Origin of the sequence: Pantoea sp. S61 (assembly GCF_016625145.1) — a bacterium.
GTDB lineage: Bacteria > Pseudomonadota > Gammaproteobacteria > Enterobacterales > Enterobacteriaceae > Pantoea > Pantoea rwandensis_B.
On the sequence record NZ_JACVUO010000015.1, the window covers coordinates 57,054 to 79,792 of the forward strand.

Here is a 22,739-nt window from a genome sequence, read left to right on the forward strand (position 1 = left end):
ACCATGGCAGGAAAATCATCCACCCCAAGCCGTAAAAGCAGCGCACCGCTGGCGCAGGAAGCCGCCACAGACGGCAACTGGCAAGCCGCGCGTCCGCGCACGCTGGTCGATCATGCGGTAGACGCTATTCTCAGCGCCGCCTCACGCGGGCTGATTTTACCCGGTGACCGCATCGCTGAACCGGATCTGGTGGCAAAACTCGGCATGAGCCGCGTGCCGATTCGTGAAGCGCTGCGCATTCTCGAAAGCCAGGGCATCGTCACCAGCGAGCCGTATAAGGGCATTCGTTTGATGGAGATCTCCCATCAGCGGCTGGAGCAGATTATTGATGTGCGCATCCCGCTGGAGACGCTGGCCTGTCGCCGTGCGATTGAAGCCGGACGCAACGGCGCTGAGCAACTCACTCTGCTGTATCAGGGCGTGGCACAGATGCAAACCATGATGCAAAACGACGATGTGTATGGCTTTGCCTCGGCGGACACCGATTTCCACCGCACGCTGTGCAGCTTCGCCCACAACCCGGTATTGAGCAATTTGTGGGAGTCGATCGCACGCCAGCTGACGGTGATTTTCGGCCTCTCCACCATGGGTAAATCGATGAGCGACATCATTGAAGAACACCAGCGGCTGATCAACGTGTTCGCCGAGGGCGATATCGCGCAGATGACCGATGAGATTGAAAACCACATCCGCATTCAGGCACTGGATGTGGATTACGAGACCTTGATTACGCAGCGCCGACAGCAGCGTTCCGCTGTGGGCTGATGCTTTATTGATTGCCTTTACACCAGGAAAACCACGATGAAGATCACCAACGTTGAAGCGTTTTATCTGCGTCTGCCGGTTATTGAGCAGCGCACCGATAGCTCGCAGGATGCACTGCTTATCAAAATCACCACCGATGCGGGCATCACCGGTTGGGGTGAAGTGGATGGCAGCCCGTATGTCACCAAAGCCATTATCGAAGCGCCCTATTCGCACACCATGGTCACCGGGCTGAAATCGCTGCTGATCGGCGAGAACCCGCTGGAGACCGGCCGCCTGTGGAAGAAGATGCACAAAGCCACCATTTACTACGGGCGCAGCGGTGCAGTGCTGCAGGCGATGGCAGGGATTGATATCGCCCTGTGGGACATCAAAGGCAAAGCTCTGAGCAAACCGATTGTTGAGCTGCTGGGCGGCGCGATGCGCGACAAGATGCGCGTTTACTCCTCCAACATGTTCCAGTACAGCGTAGAAGAAACGGTGGCGCGCGCGCAGCACGCCATCGATACCGGCCACACTGGCGTGAAATTTGGCTGGGAGCCGTTTGGCACCGATGAAGCGCTGGATCTGCGCTATCTGGAAGCGCTACGTACGGCGATGGGTGACAAAGTGGATCTGATGCTGGATGTGGGTCATGTCTGGGATGCGAAAACCACCGTGCGCCGCAGCCAGCGCTATGAACATCTCAATTTGTTCTGGATCGAAGAGCCGCTGCACCCGGACAACTATGCCGGTTATGGTCAGGTCTCTGCTGCCTGTCAGCAGCACATCGCCGCCGGTGAGCAAGAGTGTTCGGTGGTCGGGTTCCAGCGCCTGATTGATGAAGGCGGCATCGACATCGTGCAGATCGACCTGACGCGCACCGGCTTTACTCAGGCGATGGAGATCGCCAGCTACGCGCACAGCCGTGGCCGCAAAGTGTGTAACCATAACTTCACCACCGACATCAACACCGCCGCCTCGCTGCATTTCCTGTGTGCGATTGAGAACGCGCTGGTGATGGAGTATTGCGTGGAGCCAGGTGAGATCAGCCGTTCGCTGGCGAAAAATCCAGTGCGCATCGCCGATGGTTACGCGTGGTTGCCGAGCGAGCCAGGTTTAGGTGTGGAGCCAAACGAAGCGGTGATCGAGAAGTTTCTCGTACGCGATTAAGCCACCGCATGGCACACACCGGGTAGCGGCGCGAGTTACCCATTACTCAGCACACGCTCGGTCGCGGCGCGATTTATCGCTCGTCAGTTTTATTCGCAAAAGCGGCCACGGTTAAACGTGGCCGCTTTTTTCATTTGAGTGAGCATGCCGGCGTGCAGGCCCCAGCACCGCGGCTTTTGCCGGGCTCTCCTCACGCTGCCACCAGACAGCGTCACCCGTAACAGAGTGATCCGAATTTCAGTCCCAAAGGTTGTTGACGCACCGCGCTGTGACTACCCTTCTTCGCACGGACGTATTGCCGACGAGGAAGACATGTCGCAAAAAATACACTGGATCGACAACTTACGTGCGGTTGCCTGCCTGATGGTGATCGTCATTCACACCACTACCTGGTACATCACCGGGCCAGTGGCCGTCACGGGGTTCAGCTGGGATGTGGCGAACCTGCTCAACTCCGCGTCGCGCGTCTGTGTGCCGCTGTTTTTTATGATCTCAGGCTATCTGTTTTTTGGTGAACGCAGCGCGCAAGGACGGCATCTGCTGCGCATCGTGCTGTGTTTACTGTTCTACAGCGCCGTAGCGCTGGCCTATATCACCTGGCTGACGCCGATCAGCGAAGGCCGCTCGTTGCTGAAACTGCTGCAAAAACCGGTGTTCTATCACCTGTGGTTTTTCTTCGCCATCATCGGCATCTACCTGCTGTCACCATTGATTCAGGTAAAGAGTGTGCAACCGCGCTACGTGGTGCTTTTGGTGATCGTGCTGGCGGTGCTGGCGAATCCCAACACCGTGAGCCAATCGCTGGGCCCTTTCCACTGGCTGCCGGTCAATCTCTACGTCAGTGGTAACAGCATCTATTACCTGCTGTATGCGCTACTGGGACGGGCGATTGGCTGCATGGACACGGATAAGCGCGGCATCAGCTGGCTGGCGGGATTGGGCTTTATCGCCTGCTGGATTGGCATTACGCTCGGCACGAAGCAGATGCTGAAAATCAACGGCGCGTTCAACGACACCTGGTATCTCTACTGCGGCCCGCTGGTGTTTATCGCCGCCATCAGCTTGCTGGTGCTGTTCAAGAATGTGCTGAACCGCCGCACGCTGCCGATGCTGGCAACAATTTCGCGCTACTCACTGCCGATTTATGGCTTTCACGCGCTGTTTATCCACTATTTGCGCACCAACCATTACGACGATATGTCACGTCCGTGGCTGGATCTGCCGTGGGTATTTGGCATCACGCTGATCGGCAGCTTGCTGCTGGCCGCGCTGCTAAAACGCGTGGACAAATATCATCTGGTGAGCTGATCGTCCCAGCGCTGATGCGCGCGACGCAGCTGGCGTGCCGAGGAGAATCCGGCCGCCAGCGCAGCTTTCTCCGCCGCTTCGCCCTGCTGCTGACGCTGGCGCGCAATCACCAATCGCAGCTGTTCGTGGTATTCACGCACGCTGATGCCGAGATGCTGGCGGAACAGGCGCGTTAAGTGACGTTCGCTGACGTGTGCACGCTCGGCCAGCATGGTGAGCGACCAGTCATGTTCGGGATGGGCGATCATCACGTCCTGCGCGCGGTGAATCGCCGGATGCAGGTGATTGCGATAGCGCAGCCACGGCGACAGTTGTGGATCGTCACCGGAACGCCGGAACCATACCACCATTTCCCGCGCCACTTTCAGCGCCTGCGGTGCACCGCACAGTCGATTGATCAGATGCAATGCCAGATCGATGCCCGCCGTGATGCCCGCGCTGGTCCAGATGCCATGATCTTCCACGAACACGCGGTTATCTTTCACTAACGCAGCCGGTGCGGCGGCTTTCAGGCGCGGTAACACATCGTGGTGAGTGGTGCACTGGACACCATTCAACAATCCAGCCTGCGCCGAGAGCAGTGCACCGGAACAGATGCAGACTAATGTGATGCGTTTAGACTGGATGGCGGACTGTTGTGAGCGTAGCCAGTCGCGCGCGGCAGCAGCAGGTGCCGTATCGAACCAGACTTTGGAGTCATTCACGCCGGGTACCACCAGCAGGCTGTTATCGGGCAGGCTATCGGGCAGCGGCGCGATATCCGCGATCGTCATGCCGGTGGAGCAGCGCACGCTGGGTTGCGGGCCGATGTAGTGCAAGGCAAAAAAGCCATCCGCCAGTTGCAGGGTTTCCGCCGGGCCAGTGAGATCGAGCGCCATCACGCCAGGAAGAACCAGAAAATAGACGGGCTGCGGCATCAAAGTCTCCAGATGGGATGATGTGTTTAGCTCTCCACCTCGGCATGGCAGTGGAGAACCGTTCGCGGGCTGAGATTACTTTCCTGCTGTCTCAGCCTTTTTGGCTATACTCTCCTGCTGATCACGGGCGAGTGCCAGGGACAATTCAGGCCATACAACATAACCTGAATGGCTCATCATAGCCGAATAAAAGTCAAAACCACGACCGAATCCGGCCATCACCCAACCGAATCAGGACATCAGCGGTTGGAGTTGCTGATACAGCTGCGCAAACTTCTCGCGCTGCGGCTGATAAGCCTGATAACGATCCGCATCGGGTTGATGCCGCTGCACCAACTCTGGCGCGGGCCACTCGCTCTGTGGATCGATGGCCAGCTGCGCCAGACATGCCGCACCCAGCGCCGGGCCCACTTCGCCGCCGTGGCAATAATCCAGGGTTAATCCGCTGATATCCGCCAGCATTTGCCGCCAGTAAGCACTGCGCGCGCCGCCGCCAATCAGCATCACCGTTTGGGGTTGCACCCCGCACTCGTGCACCGCTTCCATGCCTTCAGCCAGCGCAAAGCCTACCCCGGCCAGCACCGCGCGTGCCAGCTCAGGGCGTCCATGCTGATGAGTTAAACCAAAGAAGGCGCCCTGCGCCTGCGGATTGTTATGCGGAGTGCGTTCACCGGAGAGATAAGGCAGGAACCAGATCGGTGCGGCTTCACGGCTGGCTTTTTCCGCTTCCGCCAGCAGCTCAGGCACGTCTTTACAGCCGGTGAGCGCGGCGGCCCAGTCAAGGCAGGATGCGGCACTCAGCATCACCGACATCAAATGCCAGCGGTTGGGTAGCGCATGGCAAAAACTGTGTACCGCACGCTGCGGGTTGCTGAGGTAACCGTCGCTGACCAGGAAATAGACGCCAGAAGTGCCGAGCGACAGCATGCCCTGGCCCGGCGCCACCATACCGACACCCACTGCGCCCGCGGCGTTATCCCCGCCGCCCGCCACGATCGGCACCGCGTTCATCTTCCAGCGTGCGGCAACGTCAGGTGATAAGGTTCCGGTGATCTGGTTGCCTTCATAAAGTGCAGGCATCTGGTTGCGGTTGAGATCGCAGGCGCTGAGCATGACATCGCTCCAGTCGCGCTTTGCCACGTCGAGCCACATCGTGCCCGCTGCATCGGACATGTCGCTGGCGAAGTCGCCGCTCATACACCAGCGCAGGTAATCCTTGGGCAGCAGGACTTTCGCCACCTTCCCAAACACCTCCGGTTCGTGTTGCTGCACCCATAGCAGCTTGGGTGCGGTAAAGCCCGGCATCATCAGGTTTCCGGTGATTTGGCGGGAGTCCGGTACGCGCTGTTCCAGCTCATGACACTGCTCGCTGCTGCGACCGTCGTTCCACAGGATGGCGGGACGTAACACCTGATTTTTGGCATCCAGCAAGGTGGCGCCGTGCATCTGGCCACTCAGGCCAATCGCGTTCAGCTCGCTGAGATCGTGCTGCTGTGCCAGTGCCTGCATCGCCCTATCCGTAGCCTTCCACCAGCTCTCGGGATCCTGCTCGCTCCACAACGGCTGCGGGCGCGACACCTGCAACGGCGACGTCTCCACCGCAATGACCTGACCTTGCGCATCCAGCAACACCACTTTGACGCCAGAGGTGCCTAAATCGATCCCGATAACCATGTTCAGCTCCTGATGCAGTAAGAAATCATAACTGTAGCCTGAGGAGAAGGATTACATCACCTCTGCACGGCGACGCGTCATACCAGAGCGTGAGAACGTGCTGTAGCGCACGAGTAAGATCAAGATTTTGCGATGGGTTGTGGCTATAATTGCGCGGCATCTTCAAAGGAAGATCGTCGTCTCCGGTGAGGCGGCCGGATTTCAAATCCGGTTGGGGCCGCCAGCGGTCCCGGGCAGGTTCGACTCCTGTGATCTTCCGCCACTAGTTCCCCCATCTCACACCAATGCATAAAAAGTGACTTAGGCAACCTGTAAGTCTTCATTACAAGTTGGAAAGATTAAGCCAAAAGCGGCACAGCAAGGCTGGCACTTTACTTCTGCACGGTTCTCCGCCACTTTGCACTAAGATAAATTTTCGGAACCCCCCATGCTCATCCATCCCACCGACAACCTCACCTTCTCCGGCGATCCGCGTGCAGATGAGCTGCGCAAAAAACTGCTGCAACCCAATGCCCCCAAAGTGATCGCGGCGGCGTTGTCCAAGCAGTTGGATCGCGAAAGCCGCACTCACAGCCATGCCGCCGGGCAACTTTATTGCCTGAAGCAGGGCATGATGACGGTCAACACGCCGTCGGGCATCTTCGCCAATCCACCGCGCCTGGTGGGTTGGATTCCGCCACACTTCGAACACGCGATTATCGGGCCAGGCCGTGTACTTGGCTGGACGGTGTTAGTGGATGAAGCACTCAGCGCCCCCTTGCCTAAACATCCCGTACTGCTCTCCTGCCCTTCGGTGCTGGAACCGCTGGCTGAGCGGCTGGCAAGTTTGTCGCCGGATAGCTGGGGCAGCGATCGCTACAACCGATTATGCGATGTTTTTCTTGATGAGTTATATGAGTCGACCGAGCATGCCCTGACATTGCCGCTCCCCGAAGAGCCGCGTCTGCGGCAGATTGCGCGCCTGCTGATGGACAATCCGGCGGACACGCGCACCGCACCCGAACTGGCACAGTGGGCGGGACTCAGTCCACGCAGTCTGAGCCGTCATTGGGCCAGCGCAGTGGGCATGAGCTTGTCGCGCTATCGCCAGGTCTCGCGACTGTTGAAATCACTGGAAGGACTGGCCGACGGCAAAAGTGTGCAGCAGGTGGCGTGGCAGGTCGGCTTTGATAGCGTGAGCAGTTACATCAGCGCGTTTCGCAGCGCCTTTGGTTCCACGCCCGGCAAATATTTTACGCCGCCTGACGCGTCTGCGGTTGCAGTATCAGAAGACTCGTAGGCCCATCGATCGCTGGCAGGCTGTGATGATATTTGCGACGAAACGCCCCGGGCGGCAGATCGTACATGCGACGGAAGGTGCGGCACCATGTCTGTTGAGACTCAAAGCCATACTTAATCGCAATCTCCATCAGCGGCATATGGCCGTTCATCAAGGCAATCGCCGATGCCGTGAGTTTTCGTTCACGAATATAACTGCCCAGCGCAATACCAGTATGGTGGCGGAACATACGTTGCAGATGCCACTGCGAGTAACCAGCCCGACGCGCCACGGTCTCCAGCGTCAGTCGCTGTTCTATGTTGTCTTCGATCCAGAGCATCAGTTGATGCATACAGGCTGCCTGAATATCCATCTTTCCTCCTGATGGCGGATTAAAAATCATCAGCATTATAAAAAAGCCTCAGCTGGCTATGTTTAGCGTTAAAGCCAATAAATAACGATATCTCGCCAAACTTGCGCACGTATCATTCGAGCTCAGCGCTTGCAGCTGGAACTATCATGTAATATTGTAAGTTACATGATAAATGCCTGACAGGAGAATGTATGAATAGTTGGATCACTTCAGACGTGGGAACTTGTGTCGCGATAGCCCTGGCAGCGGCCAGTATCGCGATGACCCTCACCCAAACCGAGTTGTTTGCCGGCCTGCGCGCATGGACCGCCAAAAAGCACGCGCTACTCGGCCATCTGTTCCACTGCTTTTACTGCATGAGCCATTGGACGGTGCTCGCGGGCATGGTGATTTATCGCCCTGCGCTATTGCACAGCGATATGGCACTCGTTGATTGGGTGATGACGGCGTTCATTACCTTAACCCTGACCACCTTTATCAACGGTCTGATGTTCAAGGTGTTCCAGGCAGCAGTCACCACGCATGTGATGAAGCACAATGCGCAGATCACTTTGCAGAAGCAGGATTGAGGTTATTCACTGCACAGCGGATGGGGCTCAGATTCCAGCCCCAGTTTTGCCATTTTCTTGAGATAATCATCGGCAATATCAGCCACGGTAATCTGGCTAAAGCGTTGAAGCAGCAGCACTTCCGCTTCATTGAGCGCCTGATCCAGACGCTCATCGACCGCATGTTCAACTAAACACGGCGAAGGATCGGCAGCAGGCCCGATGCTGAACAGCGCAGGCGACCCAATCGCCTGATACACATCCAGTAGCGTAATCGCGCTGAGTTCCACCCGCAGCTCCCAACCGCCGCCGTGCCCCTTCTCCGACACCACATAGCCTTTTTCGCGCAGGCCGGACATCATGCGGCGTACCACCACCGGATTGGTGCCCAACATCTTCGCCATCGCTTCCGAGGTGGCGCGTTTAACGTGCCGATCAAGATGAATTAAGGCGTGCAGTGAGCGGGACATTCGGTTGTCGCGGGGCATGGATCATTCCTCTAAAGTTCACGACACTTTAGCAAAGCCACCCGATAGCAACAATTTATCCTGTCTGAATGATCCCTCTAGATAGTCGCTCCCATCGAGAGCCGATAATGCAAGTTAACCTGTTCGATAGTCGGCTGCTGATTGATCTTTTTCAACACGATCTCAGTGGCGACTTTGCCCATCTCAAAGCGTGGCGTGATCACGCTGGCTAAGCGCGGCGTAGTGGCCTGGCCAATCTCCAGCCCGTGAAAACCGGCAATCGCCATCGTCTGCGGCACGGCAATCCCCGCCGCCTGACACTCCTGCAATACGCCGACGGCCAGATCATCATTGGTGCAGAGAATCGCGTCCATTTCCGGATAGAGCTGGCGTGCCAGCGTCATCATGCCCGTACCAATCGAGACTGAAGAGACCTTGTTCGGCACAATTCTTCCCGCCGGGAAGCCCGCCGCTTCCATCGCATCACGATAACCCGCATAGCGCTGCTCATCGCGGCGATCGGACATCGAACCAAAATAGATGACGCGCTGTTTGCCGCTGGCCAGCAGCATCGAGGTCATATCGTAACCGGCGCGATAGTTGTCAAAACCGACGTTGATCCGCCCGCTGGCTTCCGTCAGCCCCATCACTTCCGCCACCGGAATATTGGCGGCATTGAGGTATTTCTCGGCGCGCACCGTATGCACTGATTCGGTGAGGATCAGCCCTTTGATGTTAAACGCCAGCACCGTGGCGATCTGCTCCTCTTCACGCTGGGCATTGTAGTCGTAGTTGACCACCAGCGTCTGATAGCCGTGTGCACTGGTGACTGACTCGATGCCCGCCAGCAGATCGGCAAAAATTTGGTTATTAAACGAGGGCACCAGCACGCCGATGCGCGGCGGGTTTTGTTTGGTTGAGCTGGAGTTGTAGCTATCGGGGACGTAGCCGATTTCAGCCATGACGCTGGCGATTTTCTCCGCCGTTTCCGTTTTAACCTTTTCCGGAGTACGTAAATAACGGCTCACCGTCATTTTGGTGACGCCCGCCAGGGTAGCAATATCGTCCAGAGTGATGCGCTGCGTTTTCATTGCGACGTCCGCAAAGATGGCCTGTCAATCAACGTATTATGCCCGTTGCCCGACAAAAAATGAAACCCACGCTTAACCACTCTCAGAAAGAGAAATCAGGGTTGCATTACAGAATAAAAATTTCACACCGTTGCAAGAAAAAACAAGAAACGTCATGTGGCGCCAATCATGCCTGATAAAAAACCTATCATTTCAGCCAAATATGGCCCTGCCGTGAATATTGCCATCAGCAATTTTCGCAACACCCTTCACACTTCCTGGAAAAAATGATCCAAAAACCATCATTTAGAACATATATTCCAAAGCGATGACCTTGAGTGAACAACGCTGAACATCGATAACCTACACCACTCCTCTTTCTGAACACGTAACGTTCAGGCCGTAGAGACAAGGGGCTATAACAATGGATACCAGGCAAAAACGCTACAACATGAAGTATGTCATTCTCTGCTGTACCGTCGCGGCATTTGGCGGACTGCTGATGGGCTATGACTCTTCTATTATCTCCGGTGCAATCGAACCTTTAAGTGAATATTTCCAGTTAACCCCGGCTGAAACCGGCTGGGCTGTTTCCAACATTCTGCTGGGTAGCTTAGTGGGATGCTTTATCGCCCCCCGCCTGAGCGACAAACTCGGACGCAAAAAATCGCTCGCCATTACCGCGCTGCTGTTCACCGTTTCGGTGATCGGAACGGCGATCGCCCACAACTTCACGGTGTTTGTGCTGTTCCGTATCATTGGTGGACTGGCGATTGGCCTCGCCTCGGTGATTTCGCCGATTTACCTCGCGGAACTGTCGCCGTCGAAGTTTCGCGGCCGTACCACTGCACTCTATGCGGTATGCTGTGTCGGTGGACAATCGGTGGTATTACTGACCAACTACTTCATCACCAAATCGACGCTGCCCGAGGTGATGATCAACATGGGCTGGCGTTACATTCTGGCTACGGCACTGGTGCCCTGTGCGCTGTTCATCTTCTTCATCGCCTTTATCCCGGAATCTCCGCGCTGGAACGTGCTCAAGGGCAAATACGATGAAGCGCTGGATACGCTGACCAAAATTTCCAATCGCGAGCATGCCGAGAGCGTGTTCAATGAAATCAAACACTCGTTCTCAGACAAAACTGCACACCAACATAAATCGCGCCTGCGTCTGGATAAAACCACCATTCCGCTGCTGGTGATCGGTATCGGTCTGGCGGTCGGTAACCAAATCAGCGGCATTAACGTGATTCAATACTTCGGCCCGACATTGCTGAAGAACGTGGCGGGCAGCACCGATTCAGCATTGCTGCAGACCTTCTGGCTATCAATTTGTCAGTTTATTGGCGTGCTGGCGGGCATGATGGTGATTGATAAAATTGGCCGCCGTAAGCTGCTGCTGCTGGGGGCCATCACCTCCTGCATCTGCCTCGCTTACTCGTTCATCGCCTTCTATTATCACCTGCCGGGTATGCTGGCGGTGGTGGGTCTGTTTGCCTATATGATTTTCTTCGGCATGACCTGGGGCCAGATCGTCTGGACCGTGCTGGGCGAAATCTTCCCTACCGAAATTCGTTCGATTTGCGTCGGAATTTCCATCTGTGCCATGTCGCTGGCGAACTTTGTGATCAGCAGTACTTTCCCGATCATGAACAGCAGCCCAATGCTGCTGGATCTGTTCCACGGTGGCTTCCCTCTGTTGCTGTTCGCGATTTTCTCTCTGGGAATGTACTTCTTTACCTTCCGCTACCTGCCAGAGACCGCGGGCGTGTCGCTGGAGAAAATTCATGGGCTGGTGCTGGAGAAGTTTAACGTCGAAGCGGAACTGCCGCAGAGCACCTCGCCGGCCAAGTCCAGCGAGTCGTTTGATATTCCACGGCATTAAGAGGGTGTGATGAGGGCGCGCCTAAGAGATGGCGCGCTCATATTGCTCAATCACCGCCAGCGCCAAACCGTTGGCAGGATCAATACGCTGTGGCAGGAAATGCAGCTGCGTGTGGGAGAAGGTAAAGGCCAGCGTGCTGGCCTGCGCCGTTTCTTCAACCGCCTGGATAAAGGCAGGATGCGTATTCCACGGCCCATCAATAATGATGCTCGCCGGGTTCACCAGCTGCATCACATGGCTCAGGGCGTGGCCCAAATGTTGACCGGTTAACGCCATCACCTCACTCGCGATCTGCGGTTCACTGGCGGCGTTCTGCCAGCGCAGCCCTGTTTTTCGCTGCCCCAACTGCTGTTGAATCGCGGGCTGACTGATCAGCGTTTCCAGGCAGCCTGAACGTCCACAGCTACAACGCAACCCTTTGGGTTGCACCTGCAAATGACCAATCTCCCCTGCGGTCCAGCTGCTGCCGACAAACACTTCACCCTGCTCTACCAGCGAGCCGCCAACCCCTTCACCGATACGCAGATAAAAATGGCTCTGTGCTCTATCCAGATCGAGTTGCTCCACCGAGAGCAGCGCAGCGGCTTTGACGTTATGCATAATGCGCAGCGGCAAACGGCAGGCGCTGACCAGCGGCGTCAAAACATCGACATCCTGCCAGCCAAGATGGGCGGAAAAGTGCACCCGGCCACGCTGTGGATCGATGATACCGGGAAAGCCTACGGCGATGCCCAGCAGTTCAGGATGCGCGGCGTGCAAGGTCTGGCACACTTCCTCCAGCTCAAGCAGCAGCGGCTCGGGATCAGCAGTCGCCGTTTGCCAGGTTTGTTCCGCAATCACCTGCGAGAAATAATCACAGACGCGCCAGTGAATGGCGTTGCGCTCCACCATGATGCCGGCGCTTTTTAGCTTTTCCGCGCGTAGCGAAATTTCGATTTTTGGGCGTCCGGCCGCAGCCACGCTCACCGGGCCGAGTTCGTGAATCAGGCCCTGCGCCAGCAAATCATCCACAATCAGGGAAACGGTGTTTTTACTCAGCTGCAGCGCCAGCGCGATATCCTGGCGGGAAGTAATACGCGTGCTACGCAGTTGCGTCATCACGCGCTTAAGGTTGTTTAATCGAAGTAATGCGGGGCCTTTACCGGCTGCTTTCATCGCGCGCCCACCTGACTCAATACTCATCACCGCGTACACGGCTGCGATAGCTTTCCCAATCGAAGCGCACCCACAAACTGGTGCCGAGACGCATACGATCCATCACGCGCTCGCCTAATAAGCCGTTCATTCCCGCCGGGTCCAGATTCGACAACATGCCGGTTGGGCGTTTTGACGATGAGCGACGATCGACAATCTGATTGATGATCACTTTTTCGTAGCGGGATTCGCTCTGCATGCCGATCTCATCGATCACCAGCAGATCCACATGGCTGAGATCCTGCAGCAAGCGCTCTTCAGTGATGTCGCTGCCACCGCTGAAGGTGCCTTTCATGCTCGACATCAAATCGGCCACGGTGACAATCAATACGCTCTTGCCACGCAGAATGAGGTCGTTACCAATGGCGGCGGCCAGATGGTTTTTTCCGGTGCCAGGGCGGCCAGAAAACACGAAGCTGGCGATGCTGTTGTCGAACCCGGCGGCATACTCCCGCGCCAGCGCGAGTGCTTTGCGCTGACCATCATTCTCGACACGATAGTTATCAAACGAGCAGTTCATGTGCAGCTCACGGATACCAGAACGCCCCATGATGCGCTGCATTTTCATGGCGCGGTTTTCGCGCACGATGGCTTCAGAGCGCAGACGGCCCTGCTCCTGATTCCACGCCAGCAGCTCTTCACCGTTTTTAAATTTCGGCTGCACATCCGCAGGCATAAATTTTTTCAGGCGACTGAAAAGATCGTTCGGCGTTTTCATCACTCACCTCGGAATCCATCGGGAATATCATATTGAGTATTGCTGATCTGGGTGATATCGCGCTTGGGCTGACCACCGTTGGCAGCGCGGTTCATTTGTACGCTGCGCGCCAGTTTCTGCTGCCACTGCACATGATGGAACAGTCGGCCTTCGGCCTGCCAGTAAGCCACAAAGGTGGCCAATTCGGCCGCCGTTACCGGTTCACTCAGCGCCACACCCCAGATGGCGGCCTGTCGCTGAAAATCATGATCCGGCTGCCAGCCCGCGTACATGGCAAACTTGCCCACCGGTGTGGCAATCGGTGCCGCATCGGTATGGAACAGGCTGTCATCCAGCGTGACATCATTTGGCTGCTGCGCTGCGGCTTCCAGCGCCAGCAACTGTGCCAGACGCTGCGGTGTCAGCGCATAAAAAGCGGGCGCATTGTTGTACAGCACCGCCAGCACGCCGTTATCGGCCTGCTGCAACACGGCAAGCGGATCCTGGCAAAAGCCATCCAGCCCCACCAGCGTTGAAGATAAGATTTTAACTGACATGAAGAAACCTGACGTTGACCAACCCGGAGCGCCTATAGGTTTAGCGCTAAGCGGTCAGTGTACCTGTTTTAACGCGATGGATCGCGCAGGATTTAGAAGCTGGCGCTGACGCCAAGGCTGTAAATAAACTGTTCACCGCTGATCACCGCACCGGTTTGCGAGAAGGAGACGAAAGCCGCCATATTTTGCCCAAACGGCACATTGGCCCCCACGCTGACATCAACCCAGTTGCTTTCGTGGCCGATCTCCTCGGGGCGATCGCGCAACGATGACGCGTTTTCATCACTCAATTGATGGCTGTAGCTAACCTGTGCCCAGGGTGAAATCCAGTCAAGGGTGGAATCAACGCGCCAGCCCAGTGAGGCAATATGCCCGGCGTGATTGCCATCGACAAATTCACACTTCGGGCAACTCACTCGCGAATCATCCACCGCGAATTGCGCCACCGGACCGGTGCGCAGCGTCGCACTCATCGGCATCTGCCAGCCTGCCGAATAGCGGTTAGCAAAGGGGGCATTCCCCACGCTGGCTTTTTCACTGTGCAGCACCATGGCACTCTCATCCGGTGAATTCAGCGCGGCATCCATCAGGCTGATGTCACGATCTTCTGTCAACATCAGGTGATTACTGGAAATCTTTTCAGCAAGTATCGCATTGTAATCCGGCACATAATCCGCGCCCGATTCATCCCAGGCGTAAGCCGGCGCCGCCGTAAATAACAGCCACACACTGCCAAAAGCCAGCATGAGATTGTGCTGGCCTGTCCGCTGACTTTTCTGCAACATGAAAGACTCCTGACGAGCCAGAAAGGAAACGGGCGTTAAGATTCAGGTTTATTGATTATCGGCACCCATTGTTTAACTATTAATCGATTCTGTAATACGTCAAGGGATTAACTGTATTTTCCTCATGCTTAGGGAGAGTAATATGCAACGTTGTGGCTGGGTAACACAGGATCCGCTCTATCTGGCGTACCACGATAATGAGTGGGGCGTGCCGCAAACTGATAAGCGAGCCTTATTTGAAATGATCTGCCTTGAGGGGCAACAGGCGGGTTTATCGTGGATCACCGTGCTCAAGAAACGTGAGAACTATCGTCGCGCGTTCCACGAATTTGCTCCTCAGGCCGTGGCGTTGATGGATGAGGCAGACATGCTGCGCTTGCTGCAGGACAGCGGATTAATCCGTCATCGCGGCAAGCTGGAGGCGATCATCAATAACGCCAAAGCCATGCTGGCGCTGGAAGCGGAAGGCGAAGACTTTTCACGCTTTGTCTGGTCATTTGTCGATAATCAGCCGATTTTGCACCGTTTCGCCGATTACAAGCTGGCGCCCACTACCTCCGAGCCTGCCATTGCGCTCTCTAAAGCGTTAAAGAAGCGTGGTTTTAAATTCGTCGGTCCGACAACCTGCCACTCATTTTTGCAGGCGTGCGGGCTGATTAACGATCATCAAACCAGCTGTTTCTGCCATCCCGATAATCTTTAAAGCAAAACTTTACACTTTAAGACTGACCCTCACGCCTTTCCCCATTATTGAACGGCATAATAGTGCCGTTTTGGGGCATTTTCCCCGTGTGACTTTGTGAGGGATTTTCAATGAAAAAGCGTAGTTTGACGCTGGCCTTGTTACTTAGCGGCAGCGTTGTGCTGTCAGGTTGTACCACCAATCCTTATACCGGCGAATCGCAGGCAGGGAAATCCGGCATCGGCGCGGGCTTAGGTGCCGTGCTGGGTGCAGGCGTTGGCGTGTTGTCATCATCGAAGAAAGATCGCGGCAAAGGTGCGTTGATTGGTGCCGCGTCAGGGGCTGCCGTTGGCGGTGGCGTCGGGTATTACATGGATGTGCAGGAAGCGAAGCTGCGCGATAAAATGCGCGGTACCGGCGTCAGCGTGACGCGTCAGGGCGATAACATCGTGCTGAATATGCCGAATAACGTTACCTTTGACTCCAACAGCAGCAACCTGAAACCGGCAGGCGCCAATACGTTAACAGGTGTCGCGATGGTGTTGAAAGAGTATCCTAAAACTGCTGTCAATGTGGTGGGCTTCACCGACAGCACCGGTACACGCGCGCTGAATATGCGTCTGTCGCAACAACGTGCGGAGAGCGTGGCCAGCGGCCTGATTTTGCAAGGCGTAGCCCAGAATCGTCTGCGCACGCAGGGCATGGGCCCGGATAATCCGGTGGCCAGCAACAGCACCGAAGCGGGTAAAGCACAAAACCGCCGCGTCGAGATCACGCTGAGTCCACTGGGTTAATCCCGCTCGCCGATCTGTTTCTGCAGATCGGCTTTTCCGCACGTTTTTACACCGCAATTGACGCTTTTTGTATCAGATAACGCTCTATAATCGTCAACCAATAGAGCCGTGAAATACTTTATGCTAGCGTGATCAAAATTTGATCAGTGGAAAACGTCATCATGTCGCTCAAAGCCATTGCCGCTGCCCTCGGCCTCTCTGTTACCACCGTGAGTCGTGCGCTAAATGGCTATGACGATGTTGCGGCCGCCACGCGTAAACGTATTGAAGAAGAAGCCACTTCACGCGGCTATCGTCCGAATGATGCCGCACGCCGCCTGAAGACCGGCCGCGCCAATGCCGTCGGGCTGGTTTTCCCGGTCAGCACCGCCTCTTTGAATGACAGTTACTACAGTGAAATGCTGTTGACGCTGGATCAGCGCCTTGCTCAGCATGACATTGATCTGATGATTCTGCCGGATAAACCGCAGGATAAGCACCGCACGCTGATGCGCTTGCTGCGCAGTGGCGCGCTGGATGCGCTGATTCTCACCCATACCCAACCGCATGATATCCGTCTGCAGCGTTTGCAGCAGAAAGGCTATCGCTTTCTCACGCTGGGCCGCAGCCAGCTGCCGCAACCTTATGCCTGGTTTGATTACGATAATCATGCAGGTACCTTGCTGGCCGCTGAACACTGCCTGCAACAAGGGCTGACGCGGCTTGCCTATCTTGGCGGCAACGAGCCCTGCACGTATATCCTCGATCGTCGCCACGGCTTTATCGATGCCCTCACACAGCATCAACCGCCTATCGCGCCGACGATGCTGGCCGCGCTGCCAATGACGCGTCGTGCCGGTTATCAGCAAACGCAGCGCTGGCTGGCGCAGGATATCGCGCCTCAAGCCATCATCACGGATTGTGCGCCGCTGGGTGAAGGCGCGGCCATCGCGCTGCAGCAGGCCGACCGTTTAAGCGGTGCGCGGGCGATCCCACTGTACGTCTATGATGGCTTGCCGCATGACTCCATTATCGATCAGCCGGTGAACGCGATTCTGCAACTGTCGCAGCAGCGCATTGGCGAACGCGTGGCCGAGATGGTGCTGCAACTGCTGGAAGGTGCACCGCTCGAGGAACTCCAGACGCTGTGGCAACCGATGTTGCGCCTCACTTCTGATGCACAATGATTGCGTGTGCGCCGTGCTGTGGTAGTCTTCGCCTGATTTTATTATTCAGGTGTACGCAATGAAAACCAGGCCGCCACGAGCCACAATCAGTGACGTTGCCCGTACGGCAAAAACCGGTAAAACCAGCGTTTCCCGCTATCTCAATGGCGAAGTGAATCTGCTTTCGCCCGATCTCAAAGCCCGTATTGAACAGGCGATTGCCGATCTTGATTATCGTCCCAGCCAGATGGCGCGCGGACTGAAGCGTGGCCGCACGCGGCTGATTGGCCTGATTATCGCGGATATTACCAATCCCTATTCAGTGGATGTTCTGAGCGGCATTGAAGCGGCCTGTCGCGCGCAGGGTTTTACGCTGCTGATGTGTAACACCAATAACGAAGTCGATCGTGAACAGTATTATCTGCAATTGCTCAGCAGTTATCAGGTCGAGGGCATCGTGGTCAATGCGGTGGGGATGCACGAAGAGGTGCTTAAACGCTTGCAGCAGTCGATGCTGCCGATGGTGTTGATCGACCGCAAAATTCCTGACTTCGCCTGCGATGTGGTTGGCCTGAATAATCCCGAAGCCGCGCAAATTGCCACCCAGCACCTGCTGGACAATGGTTACGATGCTCTGCTGTTCCTCAGCGAACCGTTGGGCAGCGTCAACACCCGCCGTGAACGCCTTGGCGCCTTCTATGACACCAGCAAAGCCCATGCCGGGGTGATGGCGGAAAACGCCGAAGTGCCCTTACATCAGCCAGAGCAGCTGGAGCAGGTACTGCGGACATTCCAGCAACGCCACAGTGACAAACGCTGCGCGGTGATGGCCGCCAACGGTGCGCTGACCTTGCAAGTGGCGCGCGCCTTGCAGCGCCTCGAACAACGCTGGGGGGAAACCATTGGCCTGCTTGGCTTTGATGAGCTGGAGTGGGCTGCACTGGCAGGCGTGGGCATCACCACCCTGAAACAGCCCACCTGGCAAATTGGTTATGCGGCGCTGGAACAGGTGATCGCGCGCATTGACGGCAACGAACAGCCGATTAGCGAGCAGGTTTTCCCCGGCGAGTTGATTGTGCGCGGCTCAAGCCAGCCGCTGCGCTAATTCCCCTTTCTCTGGCTCACTTCGTGAGCAGGATCATAATTCCACACTCTCTTCCTTTCATTTGGAACCGGTTCCATTTAGGTTTTTTTTAAGACATCGATTTTAAGACAACGGGCGGCTCTGACCGCATCCTTCCCAGTTCAATGGAGAGACAACATGCCACATCCCGAAATCATCGTGGTCACCGCCGCCTACGGCACGCACAAAGTCGCTGAGTTAGGTGGCCAGACTGCGCTGCTGCCGCTGATCAAAGCCGCTGGCGCGGATGGTGTGGAAATCCGTCGTGAGCTATTCAGTGAAGACGACCTGCTGCAGTTGCATTCGCTGAATAAAGCCATTGCTCAACAGCAACTCAGCGCCAGCTATTCGGTACCAGAAGCCCTGTGGCTGGAGGACGGCTCGCTCAACCCTCGTTTGGGACAGTTCCTGCTGGAAGCGGAGCAGATGGGCGCTAAGCGCTTGAAAATCGCCCTCGGTCACTTTGTCGATCTCAGCGACGCTTCGCTGGTTGAGGTATTGGCCGCATCGCCAGTGACCGTGGTGGTGGAAAATGATCAAACGCCAGACAGCAAACTGGCCCCGATGCAAACCTTCTTCCATCGTACCTGTGATGCCGCCTTGCCGCTGGATATGACCTTCGACATGGGTAACTGGCAGTGGACCGGTGAAGACGCCATGCAGGCCGCAGCTCAGCTCAGTCGTTACGTCAGCTACATTCACGTTAAAGCCGCAGTGCCGCATGGCGAGAGCTTCCGTGCAGTAGCACTGGACGAAACCGACGGCAGCTGGCGCGTATTGCTGAAAGCACTGCCTGCTGATGCGCCGCGCGGCATCGAGTTCCCGCTCGAAGGTGAAGACCTGCTGGCCGTGACACGCCATTACGTTGATCTGCTGCGTGCAGTATAAGGAGCCGATGATGAAGCAACTGGATGTGGTCACGATTGGCGAAGCGATGGCGATGTTTATCGCTCAGCAAAGTGGGGATCTCGCCGCCGCAGAGGGCTTCGTCAAACGTATTGCCGGTGCCGAACTGAATGTGGCCATCGGACTGGCGCGTCTCGGTTTACAGGTCGGTTGGGTCAGCCGTGTCGGCGATGACAGTTTCGGCCGTTTTACGCTGCAACAGCTGGAGAAAGAGAAGGTCGATCACCACTGTGTGACCACGGATAGCCGCTATCGCACCGGTTTTCAGCTCAAGTCGCGCGTTGATGACGGTTCCGATCCTGAAGTGGAATATTTCCGCGCAGGCTCCGCTGCCAGCCATCTCTCGCCGCAGGATTTTGATGCGGATTACTTCGGCGGCGCGCGTCACCTGCACCTGAGCGGCGTGGCCGCCGCCCTCTCCGACAGCTCGCTTGAGTTGACCAAACATGCGGCCAAAGAGATGCGTTCGCGCGGCAAAACCATCTCCTTCGATCCGAATTTGCGCCCGGTGTTATGGCGCAGCGAGGAGGAGATGCGTAAGCAGCTGAATCTGCTGGCAGAGTACGCAGACTGGGTGCTGCCGGGTGAGAAAGAGGGTTTGATTCTCACCGGCTATCGTCAGCCAGAAGCCATCGCCGATTTCTATCTGGATAAAGGTGTACGGGCGGTGGTGATCAAAACCGGCTGCGACGGCGCCTGGTACAAAACCGCCGACGGTGAAAAGGGCAATGTCGCACCGATTCTCGTCGATAACGTGGTGGATACCGTGGGCGCGGGCGATGGTTTTGCCGTGGGCCTGATCAGCGCACTGCTGGAAGGCAAATCGCTGCCGCAGGCGATTCTGCGCGGTAACAAGATTGGTTCGCTGGCGATTCAGGTCGCGGGCGACAGTGAAGGGCTGCCGACGCGCGCGGCGCTTGGCGATTTTTAATCAAGCGGTTGCCTTCATTGGCAACCCTGCAGTTAGGGTACGCATTGATGTTTACCTGGTGAAACAGTCTGTCTCTACACAACCCGAATATTTCGAGGCGCATCCATTGAATGTGCCCGCCTCAAAACAGAGGAGTCACCCATGAAATCGCAGACAATCGCGCCAAAACGCTGGTGGTTTATCATGCCCATCGTGTTTATCACCTACAGTCTGGCGTATCTGGACCGGGCGAACTTTAGCTTCGCCTCTGCCGCAGGGATTAATGACGATCTCGGCATCACCAAAGGCATGTCATCGCTGCTGGGTGCCCTGTTCTTCCTTGGCTATTTCTTCTTCCAGATCCCCGGCGCGGTGTATGCCGAACGCCGCAGCGTGAAGAAGCTGATTTTCTGGTGCCTGATTTTGTGGGGCGGCTGTGCCTCGTTAACCGGCGTGGTGAGCAACATTCCAATGCTGGCCGCGATTCGTTTTGTGCTCGGCGTGGTGGAAGCAGCGGTGATGCCGGCAATGCTGATTTACATCAGCAACTGGTTCACCAAATCGGAACGCTCGCGCGCCAACACCTTCTTGATCCTCGGCAATCCGGTCACGGTACTGTGGATGTCGGTGGTTTCCGGCTATCTGATTAATGCCTTCGGCTGGCGTGAAATGTTTATCTTCGAAGGTATCCCGGCGGTGATCTGGGCCGTGGCCTGGTGGTTCCTGGTGCAGGACAAGCCAGCACAGGCCAAATGGATGAGCGACGAAGAGAAATCTGCCCTGCAGGCGCAGTTGCAGAAAGAGCAGGAAGGCATCAAAGCGGTGCGCAACTATGGCGAAGCCTTCCGTAATCGCAACGTGATCATTCTGTGCATGCAATATTTTGCCTGGAGCATTGGCGTGTACGGTTTCGTACTGTGGCTGCCTTCGATTCTGCGCAACGGCACACAGATGGGCATGGTAGAAGCGGGCTGGCTGTCGGCGGTGCCTTATCTGGTGGCGACCATTGCGATGGTCGTGGTGTCGTGGGCATCTGACAAAATGCAGAACCGTAAACTGTTTGTCTGGCCACTGCTGCTGATTGGGGCGCTGGCGTTCATCGGCTCCTATCTGGTCGGCTCCAGCCACTTCTGGCTGTCGTATGCCTTGCTGGTGATTGCCGGTGGCGCGATGTATGCCCCTTACGGCCCGTTCTTCGCCCTGATTACTGAAATGCTGCCACGCAATGTTGCCGGCGGTGCCATGGCACTCATTAACAGCATGGGCGCACTCGGTTCCTTCATCGGATCGTGGATTGTAGGCTATCTTAATGGCGCGACCGGCAGTCCTGCCGCCTCTTACATCTTTATGGGTGCCGCGCTGCTGGTGTCGGTGTGGCTGACGTTAATCGTCAAGCCCGCCGAGAACAAGGCAGCACCGATTCATGGGGCGAAACACGCCTGAAAGCGTAAGAAATGACTTTTCCGGGCGACTCAGGTCGCCCGTCACACGTTCTACAGGGAGCAAATGATGAAACCTGCTGTGATTCTTTATAAGAGCCTGCCAGACGATCTGCGCGCTAAACTGGATGCCCATTTTACCGTCACCGAAGTGCATGACGTCTCCCCCGAAACCGTGCAGCAGCATGCCGCACAGTTTGCGCAAGCCGAAGGTTTGCTCGGCTCAGGCGGTAAAGTCAATGGTGATCTGCTGGCAAAGATGCCCGCACTGCGCGCCTGCTCCACCGTTTCCGTGGGCTATGACAATTTCGATGTTGAAGCACTGAATCAGCGCAATGTACTGCTGATGCACACGCCAACTGTTCTGACCGAAACCGTGGCCGATACCATGATGGCACTGGTGCTGAGCACCGCCCGTCGCGTCACCGAATTGGATCAATGGGTTAAAAGTGGTGAGTGGAAGAAAAGCATCGGGCCAGAGCATTTTGGTATCGATGTGCATCACAAAACGCTGGGTATTCTCGGCATGGGCCGTATCGGCCTGGCGCTGGCGCAGCGTGCACACTTCGGCTTCGGCATGAATATCCTCTACAACGCACGACGTCAGCATGAAGAGGCGGAAACCCGCTTCGGTGCACGCGCCTGCGATCTTGAAACGCTGCTGAAAGAGAGTGATTTTGTTTGCATCAGCCTGCCGCTGACCGAGCAGACACATCATATGATTGGCGCTGCACAGCTCAAGATGATGAAACCCAGCGCCATCCTGATTAATGCCGGTCGCGGCCCGGTGGTTGATGAGCAAGCGCTGACGGCGGCATTGAAAGACGGCACGATTCACGCTGCAGGTCTGGATGTGTTTGAAGTCGAACCGGTGCCCGCTGATGCGGAGATCCTCAAGCTGCCGAACGTTGTGGCGCTGCCGCACATCGGTTCAGCCACTCATGAAACGCGTTACGGCATGGCGCGTGATGCGGTGGACAATCTGATTGCTGCACTGAGCGGCAAAGTCGAGAAAAACTGCGTTAACACGCAAATCCAGGCCTAAGCTTGCTGCTTTAGCCATTGCGCCTGCCCGTGGCGGGCGCTA

General features: G+C 56.3%; 23 protein-coding genes and 1 tRNA gene. 15 read left to right on the plus strand and 9 right to left on the minus strand.

What is annotated here, in order from left to right:
* Positions 1-3 precede the first annotated feature (3 nt).
* The 3 genes from IAE30_RS22585 to IAE30_RS22595 all read left to right on the plus strand — a co-directional run bounded on the left by IAE30_RS22585 (position 4) and on the right by IAE30_RS22595 (position 3,225).
* Positions 4-765, plus strand: a complete 762-nt coding sequence (locus IAE30_RS22585; protein ID WP_045815052.1) for a GntR family transcriptional regulator — start codon at positions 4-6, stop codon at positions 763-765.
* A gap of 36 nt (positions 766-801) precedes the next feature.
* The gene (locus tag IAE30_RS22590) at positions 802-1,917 is read left to right on the plus strand and encodes a mandelate racemase/muconate lactonizing enzyme family protein (RefSeq protein ID WP_200681061.1); all 1,116 of its coding nucleotides are present in this window, start codon (positions 802-804) and stop codon (positions 1,915-1,917) included.
* Between the two features lie 312 nt (positions 1,918-2,229).
* On the plus strand, positions 2,230-3,225 hold the full coding sequence (locus IAE30_RS22595; RefSeq protein ID WP_200681062.1) for an acyltransferase: 996 nt from the start codon (positions 2,230-2,232) through the stop codon (positions 3,223-3,225).
* Here IAE30_RS22595 and IAE30_RS22600 read toward each other — a convergent pair.
* On the minus strand, positions 3,210-4,142 hold the full coding sequence (locus IAE30_RS22600) for a GlxA family transcriptional regulator (RefSeq protein ID WP_200681063.1): 933 nt from the start codon (positions 4,140-4,142) through the stop codon (positions 3,210-3,212). The two genes, IAE30_RS22595 and IAE30_RS22600, sit on opposite strands and share 16 nt — an antisense overlap.
* Before the next feature lie 231 nt (positions 4,143-4,373).
* Entirely contained in the window at positions 4,374-5,816 is a 1,443-nt protein-coding gene (xylB, locus tag IAE30_RS22605) for a xylulokinase (RefSeq protein ID WP_200681064.1), read from the minus strand.
* A 167-nt stretch (positions 5,817-5,983) separates the two neighbouring features.
* Between xylB and IAE30_RS22610 the strand changes: the two genes are divergently transcribed.
* Positions 5,984-6,078: transfer RNA gene (locus IAE30_RS22610), tRNA-Sec, on the plus strand.
* A gap of 165 nt (positions 6,079-6,243) precedes the next feature.
* Complete coding sequence (locus tag IAE30_RS22615; protein WP_200538339.1) at positions 6,244-7,095, plus strand: AraC family transcriptional regulator; 852 nt, start codon at positions 6,244-6,246, stop codon at positions 7,093-7,095.
* Here IAE30_RS22615 and IAE30_RS22620 read toward each other — a convergent pair.
* Entirely contained in the window at positions 7,049-7,447 is a 399-nt protein-coding gene (locus tag IAE30_RS22620) for a helix-turn-helix domain-containing protein (protein ID WP_038643912.1), read from the minus strand. The genes IAE30_RS22615 and IAE30_RS22620 overlap by 47 nt on opposite strands.
* Positions 7,448-7,638: 191 nt before the next feature.
* Here IAE30_RS22620 and IAE30_RS22625 point away from each other — a divergent pair, with 191 nt between their 5' ends.
* Positions 7,639-8,016: a DUF1360 domain-containing protein gene (locus tag IAE30_RS22625; RefSeq protein ID WP_200538338.1), complete on the plus strand. Its 378-nt coding sequence runs from the start codon at positions 7,639-7,641 to the stop codon at positions 8,014-8,016.
* Between the two features lie 2 nt (positions 8,017-8,018).
* On the opposite strand, the gene IAE30_RS22630 is transcribed toward IAE30_RS22625, so the two are convergent.
* Positions 8,019-8,483, minus strand: a complete 465-nt coding sequence (locus IAE30_RS22630) for an Rrf2 family transcriptional regulator (RefSeq protein ID WP_200538337.1) — start codon at positions 8,481-8,483, stop codon at positions 8,019-8,021.
* A gap of 77 nt (positions 8,484-8,560) precedes the next feature.
* Positions 8,561-9,553, minus strand: coding sequence for a LacI family DNA-binding transcriptional regulator (locus tag IAE30_RS22635; RefSeq protein ID WP_200681065.1), 993 nt, complete (start codon positions 9,551-9,553; stop codon positions 8,561-8,563).
* 403 nt (positions 9,554-9,956) lie between these two features.
* On the opposite strand from IAE30_RS22635, the gene IAE30_RS22640 reads away from it, so the two are divergent.
* A complete protein-coding gene (locus IAE30_RS22640; RefSeq protein WP_045815060.1) occupies positions 9,957-11,420 on the plus strand; it encodes a sugar porter family MFS transporter in 1,464 nt (487 codons plus the stop codon).
* Between the two features lie 21 nt (positions 11,421-11,441).
* On the opposite strand, the gene IAE30_RS22645 is transcribed toward IAE30_RS22640, so the two are convergent.
* The 4 genes from IAE30_RS22645 to IAE30_RS22660 all read right to left on the minus strand — a co-directional run bounded on the left by IAE30_RS22645 (position 11,442) and on the right by IAE30_RS22660 (position 14,653).
* Complete coding sequence (locus IAE30_RS22645) at positions 11,442-12,575, minus strand: ROK family protein (RefSeq protein ID WP_200538335.1); 1,134 nt, start codon at positions 12,573-12,575, stop codon at positions 11,442-11,444.
* Positions 12,576-12,591: 16 nt separating this feature from the next.
* A complete protein-coding gene (gene dnaC, locus IAE30_RS22650; protein WP_034829969.1) occupies positions 12,592-13,332 on the minus strand; it encodes a DNA replication protein DnaC in 741 nt (246 codons plus the stop codon).
* Entirely contained in the window at positions 13,332-13,868 is a 537-nt protein-coding gene (gene dnaT / locus IAE30_RS22655; protein ID WP_200538334.1) for a primosomal protein DnaT, read from the minus strand. The genes dnaC and dnaT overlap by 1 nt, the downstream gene beginning before the upstream one ends.
* 92 nt (positions 13,869-13,960) lie before the next feature.
* Entirely contained in the window at positions 13,961-14,653 is a 693-nt protein-coding gene (locus IAE30_RS22660) for an autotransporter domain-containing protein (protein WP_200681066.1), read from the minus strand.
* A 142-nt stretch (positions 14,654-14,795) separates the two neighbouring features.
* Between IAE30_RS22660 and IAE30_RS22665 the strand changes: the two genes are divergently transcribed.
* From IAE30_RS22665 to ghrB, 8 genes are all read left to right on the plus strand, one after another.
* The gene (locus IAE30_RS22665) at positions 14,796-15,356 is read left to right on the plus strand and encodes a DNA-3-methyladenine glycosylase I (RefSeq protein WP_200538332.1); all 561 of its coding nucleotides are present in this window, start codon (positions 14,796-14,798) and stop codon (positions 15,354-15,356) included.
* Between the two features lie 110 nt (positions 15,357-15,466).
* On the plus strand, positions 15,467-16,129 hold the full coding sequence (locus IAE30_RS22670) for an OmpA family lipoprotein (protein ID WP_200681067.1): 663 nt from the start codon (positions 15,467-15,469) through the stop codon (positions 16,127-16,129).
* Positions 16,130-16,290: 161 nt separating this feature from the next.
* Positions 16,291-17,295, plus strand: a complete 1,005-nt coding sequence (locus tag IAE30_RS22675; RefSeq protein WP_038643921.1) for a LacI family DNA-binding transcriptional regulator — start codon at positions 16,291-16,293, stop codon at positions 17,293-17,295.
* Positions 17,296-17,353: 58 nt separating this feature from the next.
* Positions 17,354-18,379: a LacI family DNA-binding transcriptional regulator gene (locus IAE30_RS22680; protein ID WP_200538330.1), complete on the plus strand. Its 1,026-nt coding sequence runs from the start codon at positions 17,354-17,356 to the stop codon at positions 18,377-18,379.
* Positions 18,380-18,535: 156 nt separating this feature from the next.
* On the plus strand, positions 18,536-19,285 hold the full coding sequence (locus IAE30_RS22685; protein WP_200538329.1) for a sugar phosphate isomerase/epimerase: 750 nt from the start codon (positions 18,536-18,538) through the stop codon (positions 19,283-19,285).
* A gap of 7 nt (positions 19,286-19,292) precedes the next feature.
* Positions 19,293-20,234 carry a sugar kinase gene (locus IAE30_RS22690; RefSeq protein ID WP_200538328.1) on the plus strand — a complete coding sequence of 314 codons (942 nt, stop codon included), beginning with the start codon at positions 19,293-19,295 and terminating at the stop codon, positions 20,232-20,234.
* Positions 20,235-20,375: 141 nt separating this feature from the next.
* Positions 20,376-21,656, plus strand: coding sequence for an MFS transporter (locus IAE30_RS22695; RefSeq protein WP_200538327.1), 1,281 nt, complete (start codon positions 20,376-20,378; stop codon positions 21,654-21,656).
* Positions 21,657-21,722: 66 nt separating this feature from the next.
* A complete protein-coding gene (ghrB, locus tag IAE30_RS22700) occupies positions 21,723-22,697 on the plus strand; it encodes a glyoxylate/hydroxypyruvate reductase GhrB (RefSeq protein ID WP_200538372.1) in 975 nt (324 codons plus the stop codon).
* Positions 22,698-22,739: the final 42 nt, after the last annotated feature.

Bases quoted from the DNA above. Each gene is read 5' to 3' on its own strand.
- IAE30_RS22585 (WP_045815052.1), top strand. From the start codon at position 4: ATGGCAGGAAAATCATCCACCCCAAGCCGTAAAAGCAGCGCACCGCTG.
- IAE30_RS22590 (WP_200681061.1), top strand. From the start codon at position 802: ATGAAGATCACCAACGTTGAAGCGTTTTATCTGCGTCTGCCGGTTATT.
- IAE30_RS22595 (WP_200681062.1), top strand. From the start codon at position 2,230: ATGTCGCAAAAAATACACTGGATCGACAACTTACGTGCGGTTGCCTGC.
- IAE30_RS22600 (WP_200681063.1), bottom strand. From the start codon at position 4,142: ATGCCGCAGCCCGTCTATTTTCTGGTTCTTCCTGGCGTGATGGCGCTC.
- xylB (WP_200681064.1), bottom strand. From the start codon at position 5,816: ATGGTTATCGGGATCGATTTAGGCACCTCTGGCGTCAAAGTGGTGTTG.
- IAE30_RS22615 (WP_200538339.1), top strand. From the start codon at position 6,244: ATGCTCATCCATCCCACCGACAACCTCACCTTCTCCGGCGATCCGCGT.
- IAE30_RS22620 (WP_038643912.1), bottom strand. From the start codon at position 7,447: ATGGATATTCAGGCAGCCTGTATGCATCAACTGATGCTCTGGATCGAA.
- IAE30_RS22625 (WP_200538338.1), top strand. From the start codon at position 7,639: ATGAATAGTTGGATCACTTCAGACGTGGGAACTTGTGTCGCGATAGCC.
- IAE30_RS22630 (WP_200538337.1), bottom strand. From the start codon at position 8,483: ATGCCCCGCGACAACCGAATGTCCCGCTCACTGCACGCCTTAATTCAT.
- IAE30_RS22635 (WP_200681065.1), bottom strand. From the start codon at position 9,553: ATGAAAACGCAGCGCATCACTCTGGACGATATTGCTACCCTGGCGGGC.
- IAE30_RS22640 (WP_045815060.1), top strand. From the start codon at position 9,957: ATGGATACCAGGCAAAAACGCTACAACATGAAGTATGTCATTCTCTGC.
- IAE30_RS22645 (WP_200538335.1), bottom strand. From the start codon at position 12,575: ATGAAAGCAGCCGGTAAAGGCCCCGCATTACTTCGATTAAACAACCTT.
- dnaC (WP_034829969.1), bottom strand. From the start codon at position 13,332: ATGAAAACGCCGAACGATCTTTTCAGTCGCCTGAAAAAATTTATGCCT.
- dnaT (WP_200538334.1), bottom strand. From the start codon at position 13,868: ATGTCAGTTAAAATCTTATCTTCAACGCTGGTGGGGCTGGATGGCTTT.
- IAE30_RS22660 (WP_200681066.1), bottom strand. From the start codon at position 14,653: ATGTTGCAGAAAAGTCAGCGGACAGGCCAGCACAATCTCATGCTGGCT.
- IAE30_RS22665 (WP_200538332.1), top strand. From the start codon at position 14,796: ATGCAACGTTGTGGCTGGGTAACACAGGATCCGCTCTATCTGGCGTAC.
- IAE30_RS22670 (WP_200681067.1), top strand. From the start codon at position 15,467: ATGAAAAAGCGTAGTTTGACGCTGGCCTTGTTACTTAGCGGCAGCGTT.
- IAE30_RS22675 (WP_038643921.1), top strand. From the start codon at position 16,291: ATGTCGCTCAAAGCCATTGCCGCTGCCCTCGGCCTCTCTGTTACCACC.
- IAE30_RS22680 (WP_200538330.1), top strand. From the start codon at position 17,354: ATGAAAACCAGGCCGCCACGAGCCACAATCAGTGACGTTGCCCGTACG.
- IAE30_RS22685 (WP_200538329.1), top strand. From the start codon at position 18,536: ATGCCACATCCCGAAATCATCGTGGTCACCGCCGCCTACGGCACGCAC.
- IAE30_RS22690 (WP_200538328.1), top strand. From the start codon at position 19,293: ATGATGAAGCAACTGGATGTGGTCACGATTGGCGAAGCGATGGCGATG.
- IAE30_RS22695 (WP_200538327.1), top strand. From the start codon at position 20,376: ATGAAATCGCAGACAATCGCGCCAAAACGCTGGTGGTTTATCATGCCC.
- ghrB (WP_200538372.1), top strand. From the start codon at position 21,723: ATGAAACCTGCTGTGATTCTTTATAAGAGCCTGCCAGACGATCTGCGC.